Genomic DNA, 16,928 nt, shown 5'->3' with positions numbered 1-16,928 from the left:
AAGTGAAGCGATGCCGCGGTGCCCGTTGGCGTGCTGTGATCCACACAGCGCTGCCGCCGGGCGCTGCGGCATGTTCGCGTACGCCCGCGGAGCGTATGCGCGGCCGCACGCACACGGTGACCGGTCACATGTGCGTATCGCCGAGAAAGAAACCGCACCCCCTGTAACGTCCGAACCCCTGTGCTCGGGCGGCACGCCTCGACCGTCGTCACGGAAAGGGCCCGGTCAAGGCGGAGCGTCCGGCACGGTTGAGGCCATACCCATGTCGGCCGCGGAAACAAACCTGCCGGAGTGCAACCGATGTCAGACGAAGCGCGTCCTCCTCGTACCGCCGTGGTGATCCCGGCGGCCGGCCGGGGCGTACGCCTCGGGCCGGGCGCCCCCAAGGCGCTGCGCGCGCTGAACGGCACCCCCATGCTGATCCACGCCGTCCGCGCGATGGCCGCCTCCCGCGCGGTCTCGCTCGTCGTCGTGGTGGCCCCCTCTGATGGCGCCGCCGAGGTCAAGAACCTCCTCGACGCCCACGCCCTCCCCGAGCGCACCGACTACCTCGTCGTGCCCGGCGGCGAGACCCGCCAGGAGTCCGTACGTCTCGGGCTCGAAGCGCTCCCCGACGGCGTCACCACCGTCCTCGTCCACGACGCGGCCCGCCCGCTCGTGCCCGTCGACACCGTGGACGCCGTCATCGAGGCCGTACGGGGCGGGGCCGTGGCCGTCGTCCCCGCGCTGCCCGTCTCCGACACCGTCAAGGAGGTCGAACCGGCCGGGAAGCCGGGCGACCCCGAGCAGGTCGTCGCCACCCCCGTCCGGGCCCGGCTCCGCGCCGTCCAGACCCCGCAGGGCTTCGACCACGACACCCTGGTCAACGCCCACGCCACCATCGCCCTCACCGGCGAGGGCGCCACCGACGACGCCGGCATGGTCGAGCGGCTCGGCGCGCCCGTCGTCGTCGTGCCCGGCCACGAAGAGGCCTTCAAGGTGACCCGCCCCCTCGACCTCGTCCTCGCCGAGGCCGTACTCGCCCGCAGGAGGGCCAACGATGGCTTCTGACATCCCCCCGATCCCGCGCGTCGGTATCGGTACCGACGTCCACGCCTTCGAGAAGGGCCGCGAACTCTGGTGCGCGGGTCTCCTCTGGGACGGTGAGGAGTACGGCCTCGCCGGGCACTCCGACGGTGACGTCGCCGCCCACGCCGCCTGTGACGCGCTGTTCTCCGCCGCGGGCATCGGCGACCTCGGCGCCCACTTCGGCACCTCGCGGCCCGAGTGGTCCGGCGCCTCCGGCGTCACGCTGCTCGCCGAGGCCGCCCGGATCGTCCGCGCCGAGGGGTACGAGATCGGCAACATCGCCGTCCAGGTCGTCGGCGTCCGCCCCAAGGTGGGCAAGCGGCGCGACGAGGCGCAGAAGGCCCTCGGCGAGGCGGCCGGCGCCCCGGTCTCCGTCTCCGGCACCACGACGGACGGGCTCGGCCTCACGGGCCGCGCCGAGGGCCTCGCCGCGCTGGCGACCGCGCTCGTCTACCCGGTACGCACCCCGTAGGCGTCCCGGACATACCCCGTAAGCCCCCCGTACGTACCCCGTAGGCGGGAAGGCCGCCGAAAATCGTGCCCCGCTACCGGGAATCGGTCGCGGGGCACTACCACACGCCCACTACCCTGGAGTGGTGACTATTCGCCTGTACGACACCAACGCCCGGCAGATCCGTGACTTCACCCCGCTCACTCCGGGCTGCGTCTCGATCTACCTCTGTGGCGCCACCGTCCAGGCGGCCCCGCACATCGGACACATCCGGTCGGGGCTGAACTTCGACATCATGCGCCGCTGGTTCGCGTACCGCGGCTACGACGTCACGTTCATCCGCAACGTCACCGACATCGACGACAAGATCATCGCGAAGGGCGCGGACCAGGGCCGCCCCTGGTGGTCCATCGGCTACGAGAACGAGCGCGCGTTCAACGCCGGGTACGACGCGCTCGGCTGCCTCCCGCCGACGTACGAGCCCCGCGCCACCGGTCACGTCCCCGAGATGATCGAGATGATGCGCGGTCTCATCGAGCGCGGCCACGCCTACGAGGCGGACGGCAGCGTCTACTTCGACGTGCGCTCCTTCCCGGGCTATCTGGAGCTGTCCAACCAGGACATCGACGACCTGCGCCAGCCCTCCGAGGACGGCATCACGGGCAAGCGCGACCCTCGCGACTTCGCGATGTGGAAGGCGACCAAGCCGGGCGAGCCCGACTGGGAGACCCCGTGGGGCCGCGGCCGCCCCGGCTGGCACCTGGAGTGCTCGGCCATGGCCCACAAGTACCTCGGCTCCGCCTTCGACATCCACGGCGGCGGCCTCGACCTGATCTTCCCGCACCACGAGAACGAGATCGCCCAGGCCAAGGCCTTCGGCGACGACTTCGCCTCGTACTGGGTGCACAACGCCTGGGTCACCATGAGCGGCGAGAAGATGTCGAAGTCGCTCGGCAACAGCGTGCTCGTGTCCGAGATGGTGAAGAACTGGCGGCCCATCGTCCTCCGCTACTACCTGGGCACCCCGCACTACCGCTCGATGATCGAGTACAGCGAGGAGTCCCTGCGCGAGGCCGAGTCGGCGTTCGGCCGCATCGAGGGCTTCGTCCAGCGCGCCACGGAGAAGGCCGGGACGACGGTCGCCCCCGCCGCCGAGGTGCCGCCGGCCTTCGCCGAGGCCATGGACGACGACCTGGGCGTGCCGCACGCGCTCGCGATCATCCACACCACCGTCCGCCAGGGCAACAGCGCCCTCGCCGCGGACGACAAGGACGAGGCCATCGCCCGCCTCGCCGAGGTCCGGGCCATGCTCGGCGTCCTCGGCCTGGACCCGCTCGACCCGCACTGGGCCGAGGAGAGCGGTGGCGGCGACGAGCTCCACGGCGCCGTCGACACCCTCGTACGGCTCGTGCTCCAGCAGCGCGAGTCGGCCCGCGAGCGCAAGGACTGGGCGACCGCGGACGCGATCCGCGACCAGCTGAACCAGTCCGGCCTCGCCATCGAGGACAGCCCCGACGGCCCCCGCTGGACGCTGGGCAACCGTTAGAAGACGTGCCGCTCGGGGCTCCGGGCGGCACACTTCAGTTACAGACCTATGTACGCAACACCGAGGAATAGGTAGTCATGGCCGGGAACAGCCAGCGCAGGAACCGTCGTACGTCCAACAAGAAGGGCGCGACGGTCGGCAGCGGTGGCCAGCGGCGCAAGGGCCTGGAAGGCAAGGGCCCGACGCCCAAGGCCGAGAACCGCAAGGGCCACAAGGCGTTCCGCGTCTCCAACGCGATGACCCGGAACGCGGCCAAGCGCAAGCCCGTCGCCCGCCGCGGCGGCAAGGGCCAGTCGGAGATGGTCGTCGGCCGCAACCCGGTCTTCGAGGCCCTGCGCGACGGCGTGCCCGCCTCGACCCTGTACGTGCAGCAGTTCATCGACAACGACGAGCGCGTGCGCGAGGCCCTGAACCTCGCCACCGGCCGCGGCAACATCAACATCATGGAGGCGCCGCGCCCCGAGCTCGACCGGATGACGAACAACCTCAACCACCAGGGCCTCGTCCTCCAGGTCCCGCCGTACGAGTACGCGCACCCCGAGGACCTCGCCGCGACGGCCTACGACCACCACGAGGAACCGCTGATCGTCGCCCTCGACGGCATCACCGACCCGCGGAACCTGGGCGCCGTCGTCCGCTCCGTCGCGGCCTTCGGCGGCCACGGCGTCGTCGTCCCCGAGCGCCGCGCCGCCGGTATGACCGCCGGTGCCTGGAAGACCTCGGCCGGCACCGCCGCCCGTACCCCCGTCGCCCGCGCCACCAACCTGACGCGCTGCCTCGAGGCGTACCAGAAGGCCGGTCTCGCGGTCGTCGGCCTCGCCGCCGACGGCGACCACGAGGTCCACGAGCTGGAGGCGCTGTCCGGTCCGGTCGTCATCGTCGTCGGCTCCGAGGGCAAGGGTCTCTCCCGGCTCGTCGGCGAGACCTGCGACTTCCTCGTCCGCATCCCGATGCCGGGCGGCGCCGAGTCGCTCAACGCCGGTGTCGCCGCCGGTGTCGTGCTCTACGAGGCGGCCCGCCGCCGGATGGGCACGTCGCTGTAGTACCCCCGGCCCCGGCCATGGCGTGATCTTGACGGGTCTCGGACATTTGCGAGCCGTCAAGGCAGTGTCCTAAACCCAGATCACTCGGTTAGATGAGTGTGGACACCAGAACGCCCCGGCCGGGGTTCGACGATCAGCCCGCGTTGAGCATGGTCAAGGTGGATTCCGATCCCGCCCAGGTGATCGTGAACCACGCCAGCTTCCGTGTGCGGCTCGCGCCCGCCCCGCAACCGAAGTTCGGCGCCGGCGCCCGCACCGCGGCCCTCTCCGGGGCCGCGGCCGGAGCGGGCGGCCCGCGCCGCCGTCCCGTCGTATGGACCGGGAAGTCCTCACCGGGCGCGACCGGCCTCCTCCAGGCCGTCCGCGAGTCCTCCGTCTCCACCCTGGAGCCCGGCATCGGCCACCCCGGGGGTGACGCGGGCGCCACCCAGGCCATCCCGCGCATCGACGACACCATGCCCACCCCGATGGTGCCCGCCGGTTCCGCGCCGCTGCTGCCGCCGATGCGCCGCGCCGAGGGCGCGTACGACGAGCTGTACGAGCTCCGGCCCGAGACCGGCGGCCCCGAAGCGGACGACGCGGCGCACGACCGGCCCGCGCAGCGCCACGGGCAGGACGCCGCCGTCCGGCACGCCTACTACCCCGGCCGCCGGATGAACCTCGGCGTCGTGCTCCTCCCGCTCCGCGTCTTCCTCGGCCTCATCTCCGTCTACGCGGGCATGGGCAAGCTCTGCGACCCCGTCTACTTCGACGGCGGCGAGCGCGGCTCCATGGTGAAGTGGCTCAACTCCCTCCACCCCTGGGCCCTCGCCGAACCCCTCCGCGACTTCGCCCTCCAGCACCCCGTCGGCGCCGGGCTGACCATCGCCTTCCTCCAGGTCGTCGTCGGCGTCCTCACCGTCCTCGGACTCTGGCAGCGGGCCGCCGCCGTCGTCGGCGCCCTGCTGTCGGCCGCGCTCCTGCTGACCGTCAGCTGGAAGACCGTCCCGGTCTACGACTCGGCCGACATCATCTACCTGGCCGCCTGGTCACCGCTGATCATCGCCGGAGCGCCCGTCTACTCCCTCGACGGCCGCCTCGCCGGAGAGGCCTGGCGCACCCTCGGCCCCCGCGCCGACCTCTGGCACCTCCGCCGCCGCGTCATGCGCCGCAGCACCCTCCTCGCCTCCCTCGTCGTCGGCCTCACCCTCCTCGTCGGCTCCGTCCTCGGCGGCGCCGTCCGCTCCACCGAGATGATCACGGTCCCCGGTCCCAACGACGACCCGATCAACCACCTCCCCGGCCGGCCGCTCCCCACGGAGCCGACACGCCGCACTCCCTCCGAGGCCGGGTCCACCGCGCCCGAGCCGGCCGCGACCAGCGAGGCCCCGGCCGAGCGCGAGGAGACCGAGGAGGCGAGCCGACCCACCGAGACGACCCCCGAGGCCCCCCGCACCCAGGAGCGGCGCCCGACCGCCACCCAGGGCGCCGGCACCGGCAGCAGTACGCCCACGCGCTCCGAGCCGGAGCCCCCGCCGACCACCAGCGACACCCCGACCACCACCGGCGGCACGACGAGCGGCGGCTCCACCGGCGGCTCGACCGGCTCGACGGGGACCCCGTCGGAGAGCAGCTCGACGTCGGGCGGCGCGAGGAACCCGATCGGCGGCCTGCTGGGCTGACAACGCCCGTACCCGATCAACGCCCGTACCCGATACGGAAGGGCGGCACCGCGTGAAGCGGTGCCGCCCTTCCCCTTGCCCCTCAGCCCCTCTGGGTGGCCAGCTCCTTGGCGGCCTCCGTCAGGTCCTTGGCGGTGTCGATGGCCCTCCAGTACGCGCCCTGGGGGAGCGGGAAGCCCGCCAGACGCCGCTCACGGGCGAGCCGGGGGAACGTGGTCCGCTCATGGTCCCCCAGGTCGGGGAGGAGCTCCGTGAAGGCCGCGGAGAAGACGTACACGCCCGCGTTGATCAGGAACGGCGACGGCGGCGACTCGATGAAGTCGGTGATGTGCCCGAAGGTGTCGGTCTCGACGGCGCCCCACGGGATCCGGGGCCGGGCCAGGGCCAGCGTGGCGAGGGCATCGCGCTCCGAGTGGAAGGCGGCCATCTCGCGCAGCGAGAAACGGGTCCAGATGTCGCCGTTGGTGGCGTACCAGGGCTGGTCCGGCGCGGGCAGACGCGCGGCGGCGTACTTCAGGCCGCCGCCGCGGCCCAGCGGCTCGGTCTCGACGACCGTCGTCACCTTGAGGGGCAGGTCGGCACTGTCCAGCCACTCCTGGAGCACCTCGGCGAGATGGCCGCAGGACACGACGGCGTCGGTCACGCCCTCGGCGGCCAGCCAGGAAAGCTGATGGCCGATGATCGGGGTCCCGGTGCCCGGGATCTCGACCATCGGCTTGGGGCGGTCGTCGGTGTACGGGCGGAGCCGTGAGCCCTGGCCGCCCGCCAGGACCACGGCCTGCGTCGGAGTGGTGTGCATACGGGGAACGATAGGCGCCCCGTACGGCAGTGGTCCGGACGCGCGACGGCGCTCAGTGTCCGGCTGTTCAGCTCGCCCGCATCACGCCGGTCGCGTACGAGGTGTCGCAGACCGGCCGGGAGAAGGACTGGGCGCGGGTCGGGCCGTACTGCTCGACGGCGGCGCGGCCGAGGGAGCGGGCGATGGACATGCAGTGCTTGGCGAGGGAGGGACGGTTCTCCACCTCGCGCTGGAGGTGGGTGAGAGCCGTGCCGGGGTCCTTCTCCTGGAGCTCGGCGAGGAGCTGGTCCCGCAGGACGTCCTGCGGGGCACGGGCCTTGGCCCGGACGGAGACCTCGGAGGAGGCTGCCGTGAGCTGGGTCCCGGCGTCCTTGCCGGCCCACGGAACGGCGGACACCGCGAGCGTTCCCGAGAGCACCAGGACGACGGGCAGGACGAGGGCGAGAGAGCGGCCGATTCGGCGGGCAGTGTGCGTCACGCAGGCGAGCGTAGCGGCCGGTAGTGATATGGCGACATTTAGTCACTCTCACGGGCGATGGTTCGAGGCGGCTTTTCGAATCCCGTGTTGACGCCCGGGGGGACGACGGGCCCGGAATGCCGGGACCTGCCGGGGTTTCGCCGGGTAAACCACCCGGCGGCCGCCACATGAACCAACGGCCCCGCGTCCACGAGGGACACGGGGCCGCGGAGGGGGTCGTCGAGACCGACGGGTCAGTCGCTGAGGCGCGCGCCCGTGGAGGTCGAGAAGACGTGGAGCTCGGCGGCGCGCGGCACGACGTGCAGCGTGGTGCCCTTGGCGGGCACGTCACGGCCGCCGACGCGGACGACCAGGTCCTTGTCCTCGCCGCCGACGCGGGTGGAGCCGTACACGAAGCCGTCGGAGCCGAGCTCCTCGACGACGTTGACGGTGACGGCGAGGCCGTCCTTGCCGGTGGGGCCCTGCACGTCGAAGTGCTCGGGGCGGACGCCGACGGTGACGGTGGTGTCGCCCTTGGCGGACGCGGCGGCGATCGCCTCGCGGGAGACGGGGACGATGCTGTTGCCGAACTTCACGCCGCCGTCGACGATCGGGACCTCGATCAGGTTCATGGCCGGGGAGCCGATGAAGCCGGCGACGAAGAGGTTGGCGGGCCGGTCGTACATGTTGCGCGGCGAGTCGACCTGCTGGAGCAGACCGTCCTTGAGGACCGCGACGCGGTCGCCCATGGTGAGGGCCTCGGTCTGGTCGTGCGTGACGTACACGGTCGTGATGCCGAGCCGGCGCTGCAGACCGGCGATCTGCGTACGGGTGGACACGCGCAGCTTGGCGTCGAGGTTCGACAGCGGCTCGTCCATGAGGAAGACCTGCGGTTCACGCACGATGGCACGACCCATGGCCACACGCTGACGCTGACCACCGGAGAGCGCCTTCGGCTTCCGGTCCAGGTACTCGGTGAGGTCGAGGATCTTCGCGGCCTCTTCGACCTTGGCGCGGATCTCGGACTTGTTGACGCCGGCGATCTTGAGCGCGAAGCCCATGTTGTCGGCGACGGTCATGTGCGGGTACAGCGCGTAGTTCTGGAACACCATGGCGATGTCCCGGTCCTTGGGCGGCAGGTGCGTGACGTCGCGGTCACCGATGCGGATGGAGCCGGCGTTGACGTCCTCGAGACCCGCGAGCATGCGCAGGGAGGTCGACTTGCCGCAGCCGGAGGGCCCGACGAGGACGAGGAACTCGCCGTCGGCGATCTCGATGTCGAGCTGGTCGACGGAGGGCTTGGTGGCACCGGGGTACACCCGGGTCGCCTTGTCGAAAGTGACGGAAGCCATGGTGATGTGTCCCTTCACCGGCAGGAACGTGCCGGACGATCCGAGTAAAGGAAGGATTGAGGTCTAGTCCACCGGAGTGAACTCCAGGCGACGCTACCTGGCGATCCGGGATCTGTCAGCACTCCGAAGGCGACGAGATTTCCGACCGCCACCCGGACGGCGTTGGATACACTGCACTCGCTGCCTCCTTAGCTCAGCTGGCCAGAGCACCGCTCTTGTAAAGCGGGGGTCGTCGGTTCGAACCCGACAGGGGGCTCCAGGCAGGCACGTCGAAGACCCCCGACCGATCTTGGTTGGGGGTCTTCGACATCTACGGGTGACATCAACGGCTGCGGTCGGCCGCGGTCGGGCCGCTTTCGGGAGAGCAGCCGGTCCATGTGGAGCGTGGCGCAGCCGTGCCAGGCGTCGTGGAGGCGGATGAGCCGGAGGCCGGCCGCCACGCTGACGCGTACGAAGGGCCGGTGGCGTTGCGGGGCTCGACGGGACGGCCGGTGGGGGTGGCGAAGACGTAGCCCGTGACCCAGATGCCCCAGAAACCCGCCAGAACTTGATCTCGGCCTGCTGAGTGCCCGACGCTGTCGGGATCTTGGCGATGGCGGTCGGCCATGCCCTCGATATCTCAGTCTCCAAGATCCCCGACCTCGTCACCCGCGATCAGCTCTGCGTCTCCTCGCGGCGTCCCATAGCGGCGGCCGCATCGGGTATGACGAGCAGCTTGCCGGTGGTACGCCGAGCCTGCAGATCGCTGTGGGCCTGGGCGGCCTCGGACAATGCGTAGCGGCCCGTGACGGTGAACTCAAGCGCCTTGGAGCGCGCCCACTCGAACACATCGGCGGCCCGTCGGAGCAGTTCGGACCGATCGGCGATGAAGTCTCCGAGGCTGGGCCGGATCAGGGTCAGCGAACCGCCGTGGGCGAGCCGAATCGGATCAAACGGCGGCACGGCACCACTTGCCGCGCCGAAGAGCACGAGATGGCCGCGGGTTCGCAGGCTGGCGAGGCTCGCATCGAAGGTGTGCGCGCCGACGCCGTCGAAGACAACCGGCAGTCCCTGACCGCCGTTGAGCCGCCTCACCTCGGCTGCGAGATCGTCGACTGCGGAGGAAAGGATCACCTCAGCGGCCCCGGCACGCTTCGCCAGCTCGGCCTTCGCCGTGGTCGACGTCGTGCCGATCACCCTGCCGCCGAGATGGGTGATGAGCTGGGTCAAAAGCAGCCCCATGCCACCAGCGGCCGCATGCACGAGCACCGTGTCGCCCCGCTGGACCGGGTAGGCGTCTGTGACGAGATAGTGCGCGGTCATGCCTTGGAGGAGCACGGCGGCGGCGGTCTCGAAGCCAATATCGTCGGGCAGCGGCACCAGCCGGGAGGAGTCCACGACGGCCCGCTCGGCATACGTGCCGGGGATCTCCACCCAACCGACCCGGTCCCCGACTGCGACGTCAGCGACGCCGGGTCCGACTTCGACGACCGTGCCGGCGCCCTCAGCGCCCGGGGTGAAGGGCAGCGGGAGGCTGTACCGGCCTTCGCGGTGGTAGACGTCGAGGAAGTTGACCCCGGATGCGGCGACCTCCACGACCGCCTCGCCCGGACCCGGCCGCGGCTGGTCCACCTCGGCCTCCCGCAGCACCTCGGGACCGCCCACTTCGTACACCTGAATCGCTCGCATGACCCTCCCATGATCGGCTCGTCCCCCCACCAACCCCGCTGATGGCGATCCGATTCCCGGCAGGCAAACCACCTGAAAGGCGCGTCCCCGACCTAACGAGGCAATACACCTAGGACTTGTCCGGCCGATCATGGTTCCGGTTGCTGGGGCACGGCGGGGCTTCAGTCTGTCGAGCTCATGGTCGGCCCGCGATGTCGTGTGCCAGGGTGACGGTATGGATTGGCAGTCTGAGAGCCCGGAACTCTGGGCGTTTTTGGAGACCTTGCACCGTGGCGACATCTTGTCTGGCACCGTTGCGGCGATCGAGCGGTTCGGGGTCTTCGTGGCCCTGGACGACGGACCTGCCCATCCGCTCTTCCCCGGCGTCGGGTTCATCGTCATCCCCGAACTGTCCTGGCGGCACATCTACGCTCCCACCGATGTCGTTCACGTAGGCCAGAGGGTCTCGTGCGAGTTCCTCCAGTTCGACACCTACAACCTGGAGGCCAGACTGTCCTTGAAGGCGCTGGAGCCTGACCCCCTGCGGGCTTTCGCCGACCATACGCCGGTGGGTCAGGAAATCTGCGGGACGGTGGAGAAGACCGTTCCCATCGGCGTCTTCGTCGAGCTCGGAGACGGGATCGTCGGGCTGATCCCCTCCAGAGAGATCGACGGTCGGCCCGCGGTGAGTCCGGTGGAGGACTTGGAGGCCGGAGAGGAGATCACCGTCATCGTCACGGAAATCGACCTGCCGACCCGCCGGATCCGTCTTTCCAGGCCGAAGAACGCCCAGCGCGAAGGTGTCGTACCGGCCACGTGACGGCCAGCGTGCTCCAGCCGTTGATGCGAGCATGGGGCGGGGTGATCTGAGTGATGCTGAGTGGGAACGGCTGCGGCCATTCCTGCCAGTCAGCAACGGGCGTTGTGGCAGGTGGCGGGACCACCGGCAGGTGATCGACGGGATCCTGCACCGGGTGCGGACCGGAGTGCAGTGGCGTGACCTGCCCGAACGGTTCGGGCCATGGAAGACCGTCTACGAACGCCACCGCTTGTGGTCGGCCGACGGCACCTGGGAACGTCTCCTCCAGCAGGTCCAGGCGGCGGCCGACGCCGCAGGCGAGATCGACTGGGACATTTCGGTCGACTCCGCCATCGTCCGCGCGCATCAGCACGCGGCCGGCGCTCGCACCGACCTACCGCCGGCGCCCGGCTCAAAGGGGGCCGAGGAGCTAGAACATCAGGACGAAGCGCCGTGGCAGAATCTGCACGCCCGCCTGGTGGAGGTGATACGGGAGGCGAGGGCCTGGGCCGCTCGCGCGGCGGTTTCACCACCAAGCTCCACCTGAGCGCGGACGGCCGCTGCCGCCCGATATCCCTCATCGTCACACCAGGTCAGCGAGCCGACTGCACCCAGTTCATCGCGGTGCTGGAGAAGATCCGAGTCCCCAGACCGGGCCTGGGACGACCACGCAAGAAGCCCGACAGTTGCGGCCGACAGGGCCTACAGCAACGGCCCCGTCCGCGAGTACCTGCGACGGCGGGGCATCCGCCACACGATTCCGGAGAAGAGTGACAGCCAGGCCCCGCCGACGCAAAGGCGCACGCGGTGGACGGCCGCCCGGCTTCGACGAGGACCGTTACAAGAAGCGCAACACCGTCGAGCGGGCGATCAACCGCATGAAGCAGTTCCGGGCGGTCGCCACTCGATACGACAAGCGCGGTTACGTCTTCCTCGGCACCGCCACCGCGGCGGCGGCCGTCGCGATCTGGCTCCGCACATGATCGGCCGGACAAGTCCTAGCGCCGATCACACGGAGCGGCGGGCACCGCCCGGCTCGCCGAGGAAGCGGGCATCCCGACAAACTGGCGGCTCCAGGACGGACGCCTCGTCGCCGACCGGGTCGGCGACGAGCACTCCTGGGTCCGCGCCGCGCGGTAGGGCGCTGACGGTGCCGAGTGACGTCCTCTCAGGAAGCGGGCTTCGAGCTGAAGTGATCCGCCTTCTCTTCGACGTTCCTCCAGTCCTCCCAGTCGGAGGGAGGACTCTTCTGTTCCGCGATTCCCGGCCACTTCTTGGAGTACTCGGCGTTGAGTTCCTTGTACTCCGACCACTTCTCCGGAAGCTCGGACTCCTCGAAGATTGCGTCGACCGGGCACTCGGGCTGGCAGGCGCCGCAGTCGATGCACTCCTCCGGGTGGATGACGAGCATGTTCTCGCCCGCGTAGAAGCAGTCGACGGGGCATACGGATACACAGTCGGTGGTCCGGCACCTGATGCAAGGCTCAGCCACTACGTAGGTCATGGGGAACTTTCTAGTTCGAGTTGATCTGGTCGATTGCCCAGTGCGTGCCATACGGCGCGCTACCAGACACAGGGCGGGAGCTGCGGCCCGCCAGGGACGCCGACCCTTCGGCCGGCGATGGCAGGGTCAGCCGACGACCTGGACCTTGTCGGCCTGCTCGCCCTTCTGCCCCTGGACGGCTTCGAAGGTCACCTTCTGGCCTTCCTTCAGGGACTTGAAGCCGTCGCCTTCGATCGCACGGAAGTGCACGAACAGGTTGGGCCCCGACTCGGGGGTGATGAAGCCGTAGCCCTTCTCGTCGTTGAACCACTTCGCGGTGCCGTTCTGACGCTCCGCCACGGTGCCTCCAGTGCGTAGCCGACCGATTACGCAGAGATCATGTCATGACGGGCGCGTAGCACCGAGCACCAGGAAGATGCCCATCCCCCACACCTGCCACCACCCCCGGCTGCACCGACCCAAGCAGCCAGCACCACACCCTCGCCCGCGGTGTCCCCTTCTGCGCCGCCGCCGGATGCCCCGGAGCCGCCGCCGAAACCGACGGGCTTTGCCCCAGCCACGACCCCCGGTGCCTCTGCTACGGGGGCTGCACCCGCACCCGAGGAGCGGCACCAGACGTGTGGCACGACATGCACCTGGCGCGGGACGCCGCATCGCCAGACGACGGAGCAGCGGCATGATCGGCCGGACAAGCCCTAGTCGTCGAACTCGAAGCCCGACGTTGTCGCGCGATCAATGAGGTCGCCGGCTGCGCCAGGGCTCGTGATGACGGATTCAAGGGCTTCCTTGAGTCGTGTGAGGCCGCCCAGACTGCCGACCGCGCAGAACATGCCGGCCTCGCTGTCAAAGTCGAGACTCTCGGCAATGTCCGGCCAGGCGCACTGCACGAGACCTTCCCAGAAGCAGCCGTTCGGCTCATGCCCGGCGGCAGCTACTGCAGCATCGACAGGCAGGCCACGGCATTCAACGTCAGCGAGTGCTCACCGTCGAAGTCAAGCAGGTTGATGGTTGCAGCGCGATGATCCCACCCTCTGCTGCACGGGCTGCCCGTTGCTCCGAGCCGACTGTCCACGTCCGTCCCTGCGCCAAGTGCTGGCGGGTGTGGCCGACGCAGCTGTTACAGATTTCGCTACCTCATCAAGGCACCCGCCGCGCACGCGCGGCGCGCGCGGCCCGTCGCCCGGGCCGCCGCTCCTGTCTGCGCCCCGCTCCGGCCTCTTGCGCAGGGTCGGCCGTCTGCCGGCGCCGAGTGGGGCTGGGCGCCGTACCCCCGCCGTCGTGGATGACGGGCGCGCGAGGCGAACGCACCACCGGAAATGGGCGGGTGGGGAGCAGCTGATGCCGCGATGTGGCTGCGGCCGGTGTGGTCGCTCCGCGTCGGAACCCGTCTCGCTCTGGCTGATGCGCGTGTCGATCGAGCAGGGAAGCACGGGGAACGCCGGGGGGATCACGGTCAGGGGCACGGGAACGGCCCCTGACCGTCTTGACTGGTCAAGGGCCGTTCATCTGCGGTGGGTGTGGGATTTGAACCCACGGTGACATCGCTGCCACGACGGTTTTCAAGACCGTGTACGGATGGACGCTCCCAAAGCGGCGAGTGTGCCCACGGCCGCGTGGATATGAGCCGGGCCGCGACGCAACCGTTCTCCCGCGCACCACCAGGACAGTTGCTCTTCTGTGTCCTCCCTTGGATGCATGCCCAGGCCATGCTCGGGGCACAGGGGCCACGCCTGCCACAGAAGCTCCATGACGGTCTCCTGCGCGGCATCGGCGATGCTCGCCAGTGCAGAGGCAAGGCTGTCCTGTGAGTTCGGGTCCAAGTGGTTGCCGTGCCACTCGCCGTTGGCCATGGCGACGTAGACGTTCTCCGGCTCATCCGCGTCGTAGGACGGAAGGGCCAGCAGCTGCAGGGGTTCCAGCTGGGGAAGCGTCACCGCTAGGTCCCGGTTCAGAAGGGCGAGAGCCTGGTCCCACACTGGGTACTCGCCCGGCAAGACGCGGCGAGGCTCAGGGGGGTCGAAGAGAGCGCACATGAGCACCATCCTCCGCCATGCCAGGGACAGCCCCCATCGCTCAACAGCGCCGCCCCCTGCAAAGACCGCGTGCGGGGCCTGACATCAGCGGCTGACATCAACGACGCCGGACGGGGGCGTACACCAGCACCTCTGCCCGGCCGTCGCGCCAATCGACGAAAGCCGCCGCAGCGGGCCCGGATCGAACTTGTACAGCGGGGGTCGTCGGTTCGAACCCGACAGGGGGCTCATGCTGAAGCGCCGGTGAGGCCGTCGTCGGTCCGGGCGTCGGTGCTGCTCGGTGGACTCCTGGGTTTCGGTGTTCCGGGGTGGTTCGGTCCGGGACACTTGTTCGTAGCGGGGGTTCGGGTGGCTGGGGTGTTGTGCGGGAGGGGTGCGGCGGATGAGTCGGCGTTCCGGTGGGCTGATCGGAGTCTGGGCCGAGCAGCAGCGGGTGGCGCAGCGGCAGCGGGAGGGGCAGCAGCAGGCGGTGCTGCGGCAGCAGCGGGACGCGGAGCGGGCGCAGCGGGCGTACGAGCGGGACGTGGCCCGGATGCAGCGGGAGCAGCGGGCCGCCTATCGGCAGCAGCGGGAAGCGGACGCGCTGCGGCGGACCCACGAGCTCGATCAGCGGGTCGCCCTGCTCGAGTCGCTCCTCGTGGCCGGGTGCCGGGCTCCGGCTTTCAGCGTGGAGTCCCTGCGGCGGGAGGAGGACGTCGAGCCGTTCTCGCCCGGGCCCCTCGGGGAGCCCGTCGCCATGCCCGACCAGCGGTTCTACCAGCCGCAGGGGTCGGCCTGGACGGCTTCCGGGCGCGCGCAGGCCGAGCGGGACGCGCGGGCCCGGTTCGAGCGCGACTGGTACGCCGCCCAGGCCGCCGAGGCGCGGCGGGTCGAGCAACTGGCCGCGTACCGGCGGGAGTACGACGCCTGGGCCGCCGCGCGGCGTGCCGAGATACGTACCCACAACGGTGGTGTCGCCGGGACCGTCGAAGCCCTCAGGGCTGGGGAGCCCGAGACCGTCGTCGAGTACTTCTCCGCCGTGCTCTTCGCCTCCACGGCGTGGCCCGAGGGGTTCCCCCGGGAGGTGTCCGCCGCTTACGAGCGCGGTGGCCGCGGGCTCGTTCTCGACTGGGGTCTGCCCGGGTTCGAGGTCGTGCCCGAGGCCAAGGGCGTCAAGTACCTGCCCAGTACCGACCAGGAGAAGGAAGTCCCCCGGCCGGTGACGCAGCGGCGGGCGCTCTACCGGGACGTGCTCGCCCAGAGCGTCCTGCTCGCCGTGCGCGAACTGTTCGCGGCGGACCGCTTCGGTGTGCTGGAGCGGGTCGCCCTCAACGGCTACGTGGCCGGCGTCGATCCCGCCACCGGCCTCGCGGCACGCGTGTGCCTGGCCTCCGTGGTCGTCGAGCGGAGCGTCTTCGACCGGCTCAACCTGGAGCTCGTCGCGGCCGTCGAGTGCCTGACCGGCGCCCTGTCCGGGCGGCTCTCCGCCAAGCCCGACGAGCGGGCGGCCGTCGCGCCGCTGCTCTCCCCGGACCAGGTGAGCTCGGACGTGGTCGTGCAGGGCGACGGCGAGGAGCCCGATCTGCTCGCCATGGATCCCGTCGCCTTCGAGGGGCTCGTGGCCGAGCTCTTCCGGGCCCGTGGGCTCCAGGCCGTCACCACGACCCGGTCCAACGACGGTGGTGTGGACGTCGAAGCCCTCGATCCCGATCCCATCAGCGGCGGGTCGATCCTCGTACAGGTGAAGCGGTACCGGAACACCGTTCCTCCGTCGGCGGTACGCGATCTCTTCGGGACCGTTCAGGGCGCCGGCGCGAACAAGGGCGTCCTCGTCACCACCTCCACGTTCGGGCCCGGCTCGTACACCTTCGCCAACGGCAAACCCCTGACGCTCATCTCCGGGACCGAGCTCGTCGATCTGCTCCACCAGCACGGGCTGCGGGGCCGGTTGGGGCCCGGGACGGCGCGGCCCGTCGCCGTGGACACGCCCGTCGAGGCCGACGCCGACTTCAACCTGCTCGGCATGATGTGGTCCGGCACGGCCGCGCTCGACGTGTGCGCGCTCGTCTGCGCGGGCAACCGTGTCCTCGGCGACGAGTGGTTCGTCTTCTTCAACAATCCGGCCACGCGGGACGGTTCGGTGTCCATGGTCCCGCCCGTTCCCGGCGACCGGGCCGCGGTACGGGTCGGTTTCGACGCGCTGCCCGCGCGTGCCGACCGCCTGGTGCTCGTGGCCGCGGTCGATCCCGAGGTGAATCCCGACGCGGATCTGGGCGGGTTCACGGACGCCGGCATCCGGCTGCGGGACGACGCCGGGGCCGAACTCGACCGGCTCGTCGTCTCGGACGGGCGGCCCGGGGAGACCGCGCTCGTCCTCGGGTCCTTCCGGCGGCGGGCCGGGGGCGACTGGGACTTCGTCCTCGGCGGGAAGGGGTACCGGGGCGGGCTTGAGGAGCTCGTCGGGGACTTCGGCATCCAGGTGGAGTGAGTGGGGAGGGGCGGGGGCGGGGGTCGGGGGGCAGGGGCTGGGGGAGCGGGGTGGGGGAGCGGGGTGGGGAGCGGGGTGGGTGTTCTTCCGGACGGTTCTCC

Annotated in this window: 14 protein-coding genes, 3 tRNA genes and 2 pseudogenes; 10 read left to right on the top strand and 9 right to left on the bottom strand. The window is 70.5% G+C overall.

Annotated elements, in window-relative coordinates; genetic code table 11:
• Positions 1 to 300 precede the first annotated feature (300 nt).
• From ispD to ACFVYX_RS29450, 5 genes are all read left to right on the top strand, one after another.
• Entirely contained in the window at positions 301 to 1,050 is a 750-nt protein-coding gene (ispD, locus tag ACFVYX_RS29470; protein ID WP_389684532.1) for a 2-C-methyl-D-erythritol 4-phosphate cytidylyltransferase, read from the top strand.
• Positions 1,040 to 1,540, top strand: coding sequence for a 2-C-methyl-D-erythritol 2,4-cyclodiphosphate synthase (ispF, locus tag ACFVYX_RS29465; RefSeq protein ID WP_389684531.1), 501 nt, complete (start codon positions 1,040 to 1,042; stop codon positions 1,538 to 1,540). Before ispD ends, ispF begins: the two co-directional genes overlap by 11 nt.
• A 124-nt stretch (positions 1,541 to 1,664) precedes the next feature.
• On the top strand, positions 1,665 to 3,065 hold the full coding sequence (cysS, locus tag ACFVYX_RS29460) for a cysteine--tRNA ligase (RefSeq protein WP_389684530.1): 1,401 nt from the start codon (positions 1,665 to 1,667) through the stop codon (positions 3,063 to 3,065).
• A 77-nt stretch (positions 3,066 to 3,142) separates the two neighbouring features.
• Positions 3,143 to 4,108 (top strand): 23S rRNA (guanosine(2251)-2'-O)-methyltransferase RlmB, encoded by a 966-nt coding sequence (gene rlmB / locus ACFVYX_RS29455; protein WP_389684529.1) that lies wholly within the window; start codon positions 3,143 to 3,145, stop codon positions 4,106 to 4,108.
• A gap of 92 nt (positions 4,109 to 4,200) precedes the next feature.
• Positions 4,201 to 5,769: a DoxX family membrane protein gene (locus ACFVYX_RS29450; RefSeq protein ID WP_389684528.1), complete on the top strand. Its 1,569-nt coding sequence runs from the start codon at positions 4,201 to 4,203 to the stop codon at positions 5,767 to 5,769.
• Positions 5,770 to 5,851: 82 nt separating this feature from the next.
• Here the strand turns inward: ACFVYX_RS29450 and ACFVYX_RS29445 are convergent, their stop codons facing one another.
• The 3 genes from ACFVYX_RS29445 to ACFVYX_RS29435 form a co-directional block, all read right to left on the bottom strand.
• Complete coding sequence (locus tag ACFVYX_RS29445; RefSeq protein WP_389684527.1) at positions 5,852 to 6,568, bottom strand: NDP-sugar synthase; 717 nt, start codon at positions 6,566 to 6,568, stop codon at positions 5,852 to 5,854.
• A gap of 67 nt (positions 6,569 to 6,635) precedes the next feature.
• Positions 6,636 to 7,046 (bottom strand): hypothetical protein, encoded by a 411-nt coding sequence (locus ACFVYX_RS29440; RefSeq protein ID WP_389684526.1) that lies wholly within the window; start codon positions 7,044 to 7,046, stop codon positions 6,636 to 6,638.
• 233 nt (positions 7,047 to 7,279) lie between these two features.
• The gene (locus tag ACFVYX_RS29435) at positions 7,280 to 8,377 is read right to left on the bottom strand and encodes an ABC transporter ATP-binding protein (protein ID WP_389684525.1); all 1,098 of its coding nucleotides are present in this window, start codon (positions 8,375 to 8,377) and stop codon (positions 7,280 to 7,282) included.
• Between the two features lie 182 nt (positions 8,378 to 8,559).
• Here ACFVYX_RS29435 and ACFVYX_RS29430 point away from each other — a divergent pair.
• A tRNA-Thr gene (locus tag ACFVYX_RS29430) sits at positions 8,560 to 8,636 on the top strand.
• A gap of 121 nt (positions 8,637 to 8,757) precedes the next feature.
• On the opposite strand, the pseudogene ACFVYX_RS29425 reads toward ACFVYX_RS29430, so the two are convergent.
• Together ACFVYX_RS29425 and ACFVYX_RS29420 are read right to left on the bottom strand one after the other, a co-directional pair.
• Positions 8,758 to 8,894, bottom strand: a pseudogene (locus tag ACFVYX_RS29425) (site-specific integrase); the annotation flags it as partial.
• A 137-nt stretch (positions 8,895 to 9,031) separates the two neighbouring features.
• A complete protein-coding gene (locus tag ACFVYX_RS29420) occupies positions 9,032 to 10,045 on the bottom strand; it encodes a quinone oxidoreductase family protein (RefSeq protein ID WP_389684524.1) in 1,014 nt (337 codons plus the stop codon).
• A gap of 214 nt (positions 10,046 to 10,259) precedes the next feature.
• Between ACFVYX_RS29420 and ACFVYX_RS29415 the strand changes: the two genes are divergently transcribed.
• A complete protein-coding gene (locus tag ACFVYX_RS29415) occupies positions 10,260 to 10,844 on the top strand; it encodes a S1 RNA-binding domain-containing protein (protein ID WP_389684523.1) in 585 nt (194 codons plus the stop codon).
• A 31-nt stretch (positions 10,845 to 10,875) separates the two neighbouring features.
• Positions 10,876 to 11,806, top strand: a pseudogene (locus ACFVYX_RS29410) (IS5 family transposase).
• 185 nt (positions 11,807 to 11,991) lie between these two features.
• Here the strand turns inward: ACFVYX_RS29410 and fdxA are convergent.
• From fdxA to ACFVYX_RS29390, 4 genes are all read right to left on the bottom strand, one after another.
• Positions 11,992 to 12,327, bottom strand: coding sequence for a ferredoxin FdxA (gene fdxA, locus ACFVYX_RS29405; RefSeq protein ID WP_389684522.1), 336 nt, complete (start codon positions 12,325 to 12,327; stop codon positions 11,992 to 11,994).
• Between the two features lie 126 nt (positions 12,328 to 12,453).
• Positions 12,454 to 12,666, bottom strand: coding sequence for a cold-shock protein (locus ACFVYX_RS29400; protein WP_389684521.1), 213 nt, complete (start codon positions 12,664 to 12,666; stop codon positions 12,454 to 12,456).
• Positions 12,667 to 13,022: 356 nt separating this feature from the next.
• Positions 13,023 to 13,280, bottom strand: a complete 258-nt coding sequence (locus ACFVYX_RS29395) for an Imm51 family immunity protein (protein WP_389684610.1) — start codon at positions 13,278 to 13,280, stop codon at positions 13,023 to 13,025.
• Positions 13,281 to 13,834: 554 nt separating this feature from the next.
• Positions 13,835 to 13,940, bottom strand: a tRNA-Ser gene (locus ACFVYX_RS29390).
• A gap of 581 nt (positions 13,941 to 14,521) precedes the next feature.
• Here ACFVYX_RS29390 and ACFVYX_RS29385 point away from each other — a divergent pair.
• Both ACFVYX_RS29385 and ACFVYX_RS29380 read left to right on the top strand, forming a co-directional pair.
• A tRNA-Tyr gene (locus ACFVYX_RS29385) sits at positions 14,522 to 14,588 on the top strand.
• Between the two features lie 154 nt (positions 14,589 to 14,742).
• Complete coding sequence (locus tag ACFVYX_RS29380; protein WP_389684520.1) at positions 14,743 to 16,827, top strand: restriction endonuclease; 2,085 nt, start codon at positions 14,743 to 14,745, stop codon at positions 16,825 to 16,827.
• Positions 16,828 to 16,928: the final 101 nt, after the last annotated feature.

The sequence above is a fragment of the Streptomyces sp. NPDC058326 genome (genome assembly GCF_042879855.1).
In the GTDB taxonomy this organism is placed as follows: Bacteria; Actinomycetota; Actinomycetes; order Streptomycetales; family Streptomycetaceae; genus Streptomyces.
This window is presented reverse-complemented; position numbering and strand designations above follow the sequence as displayed.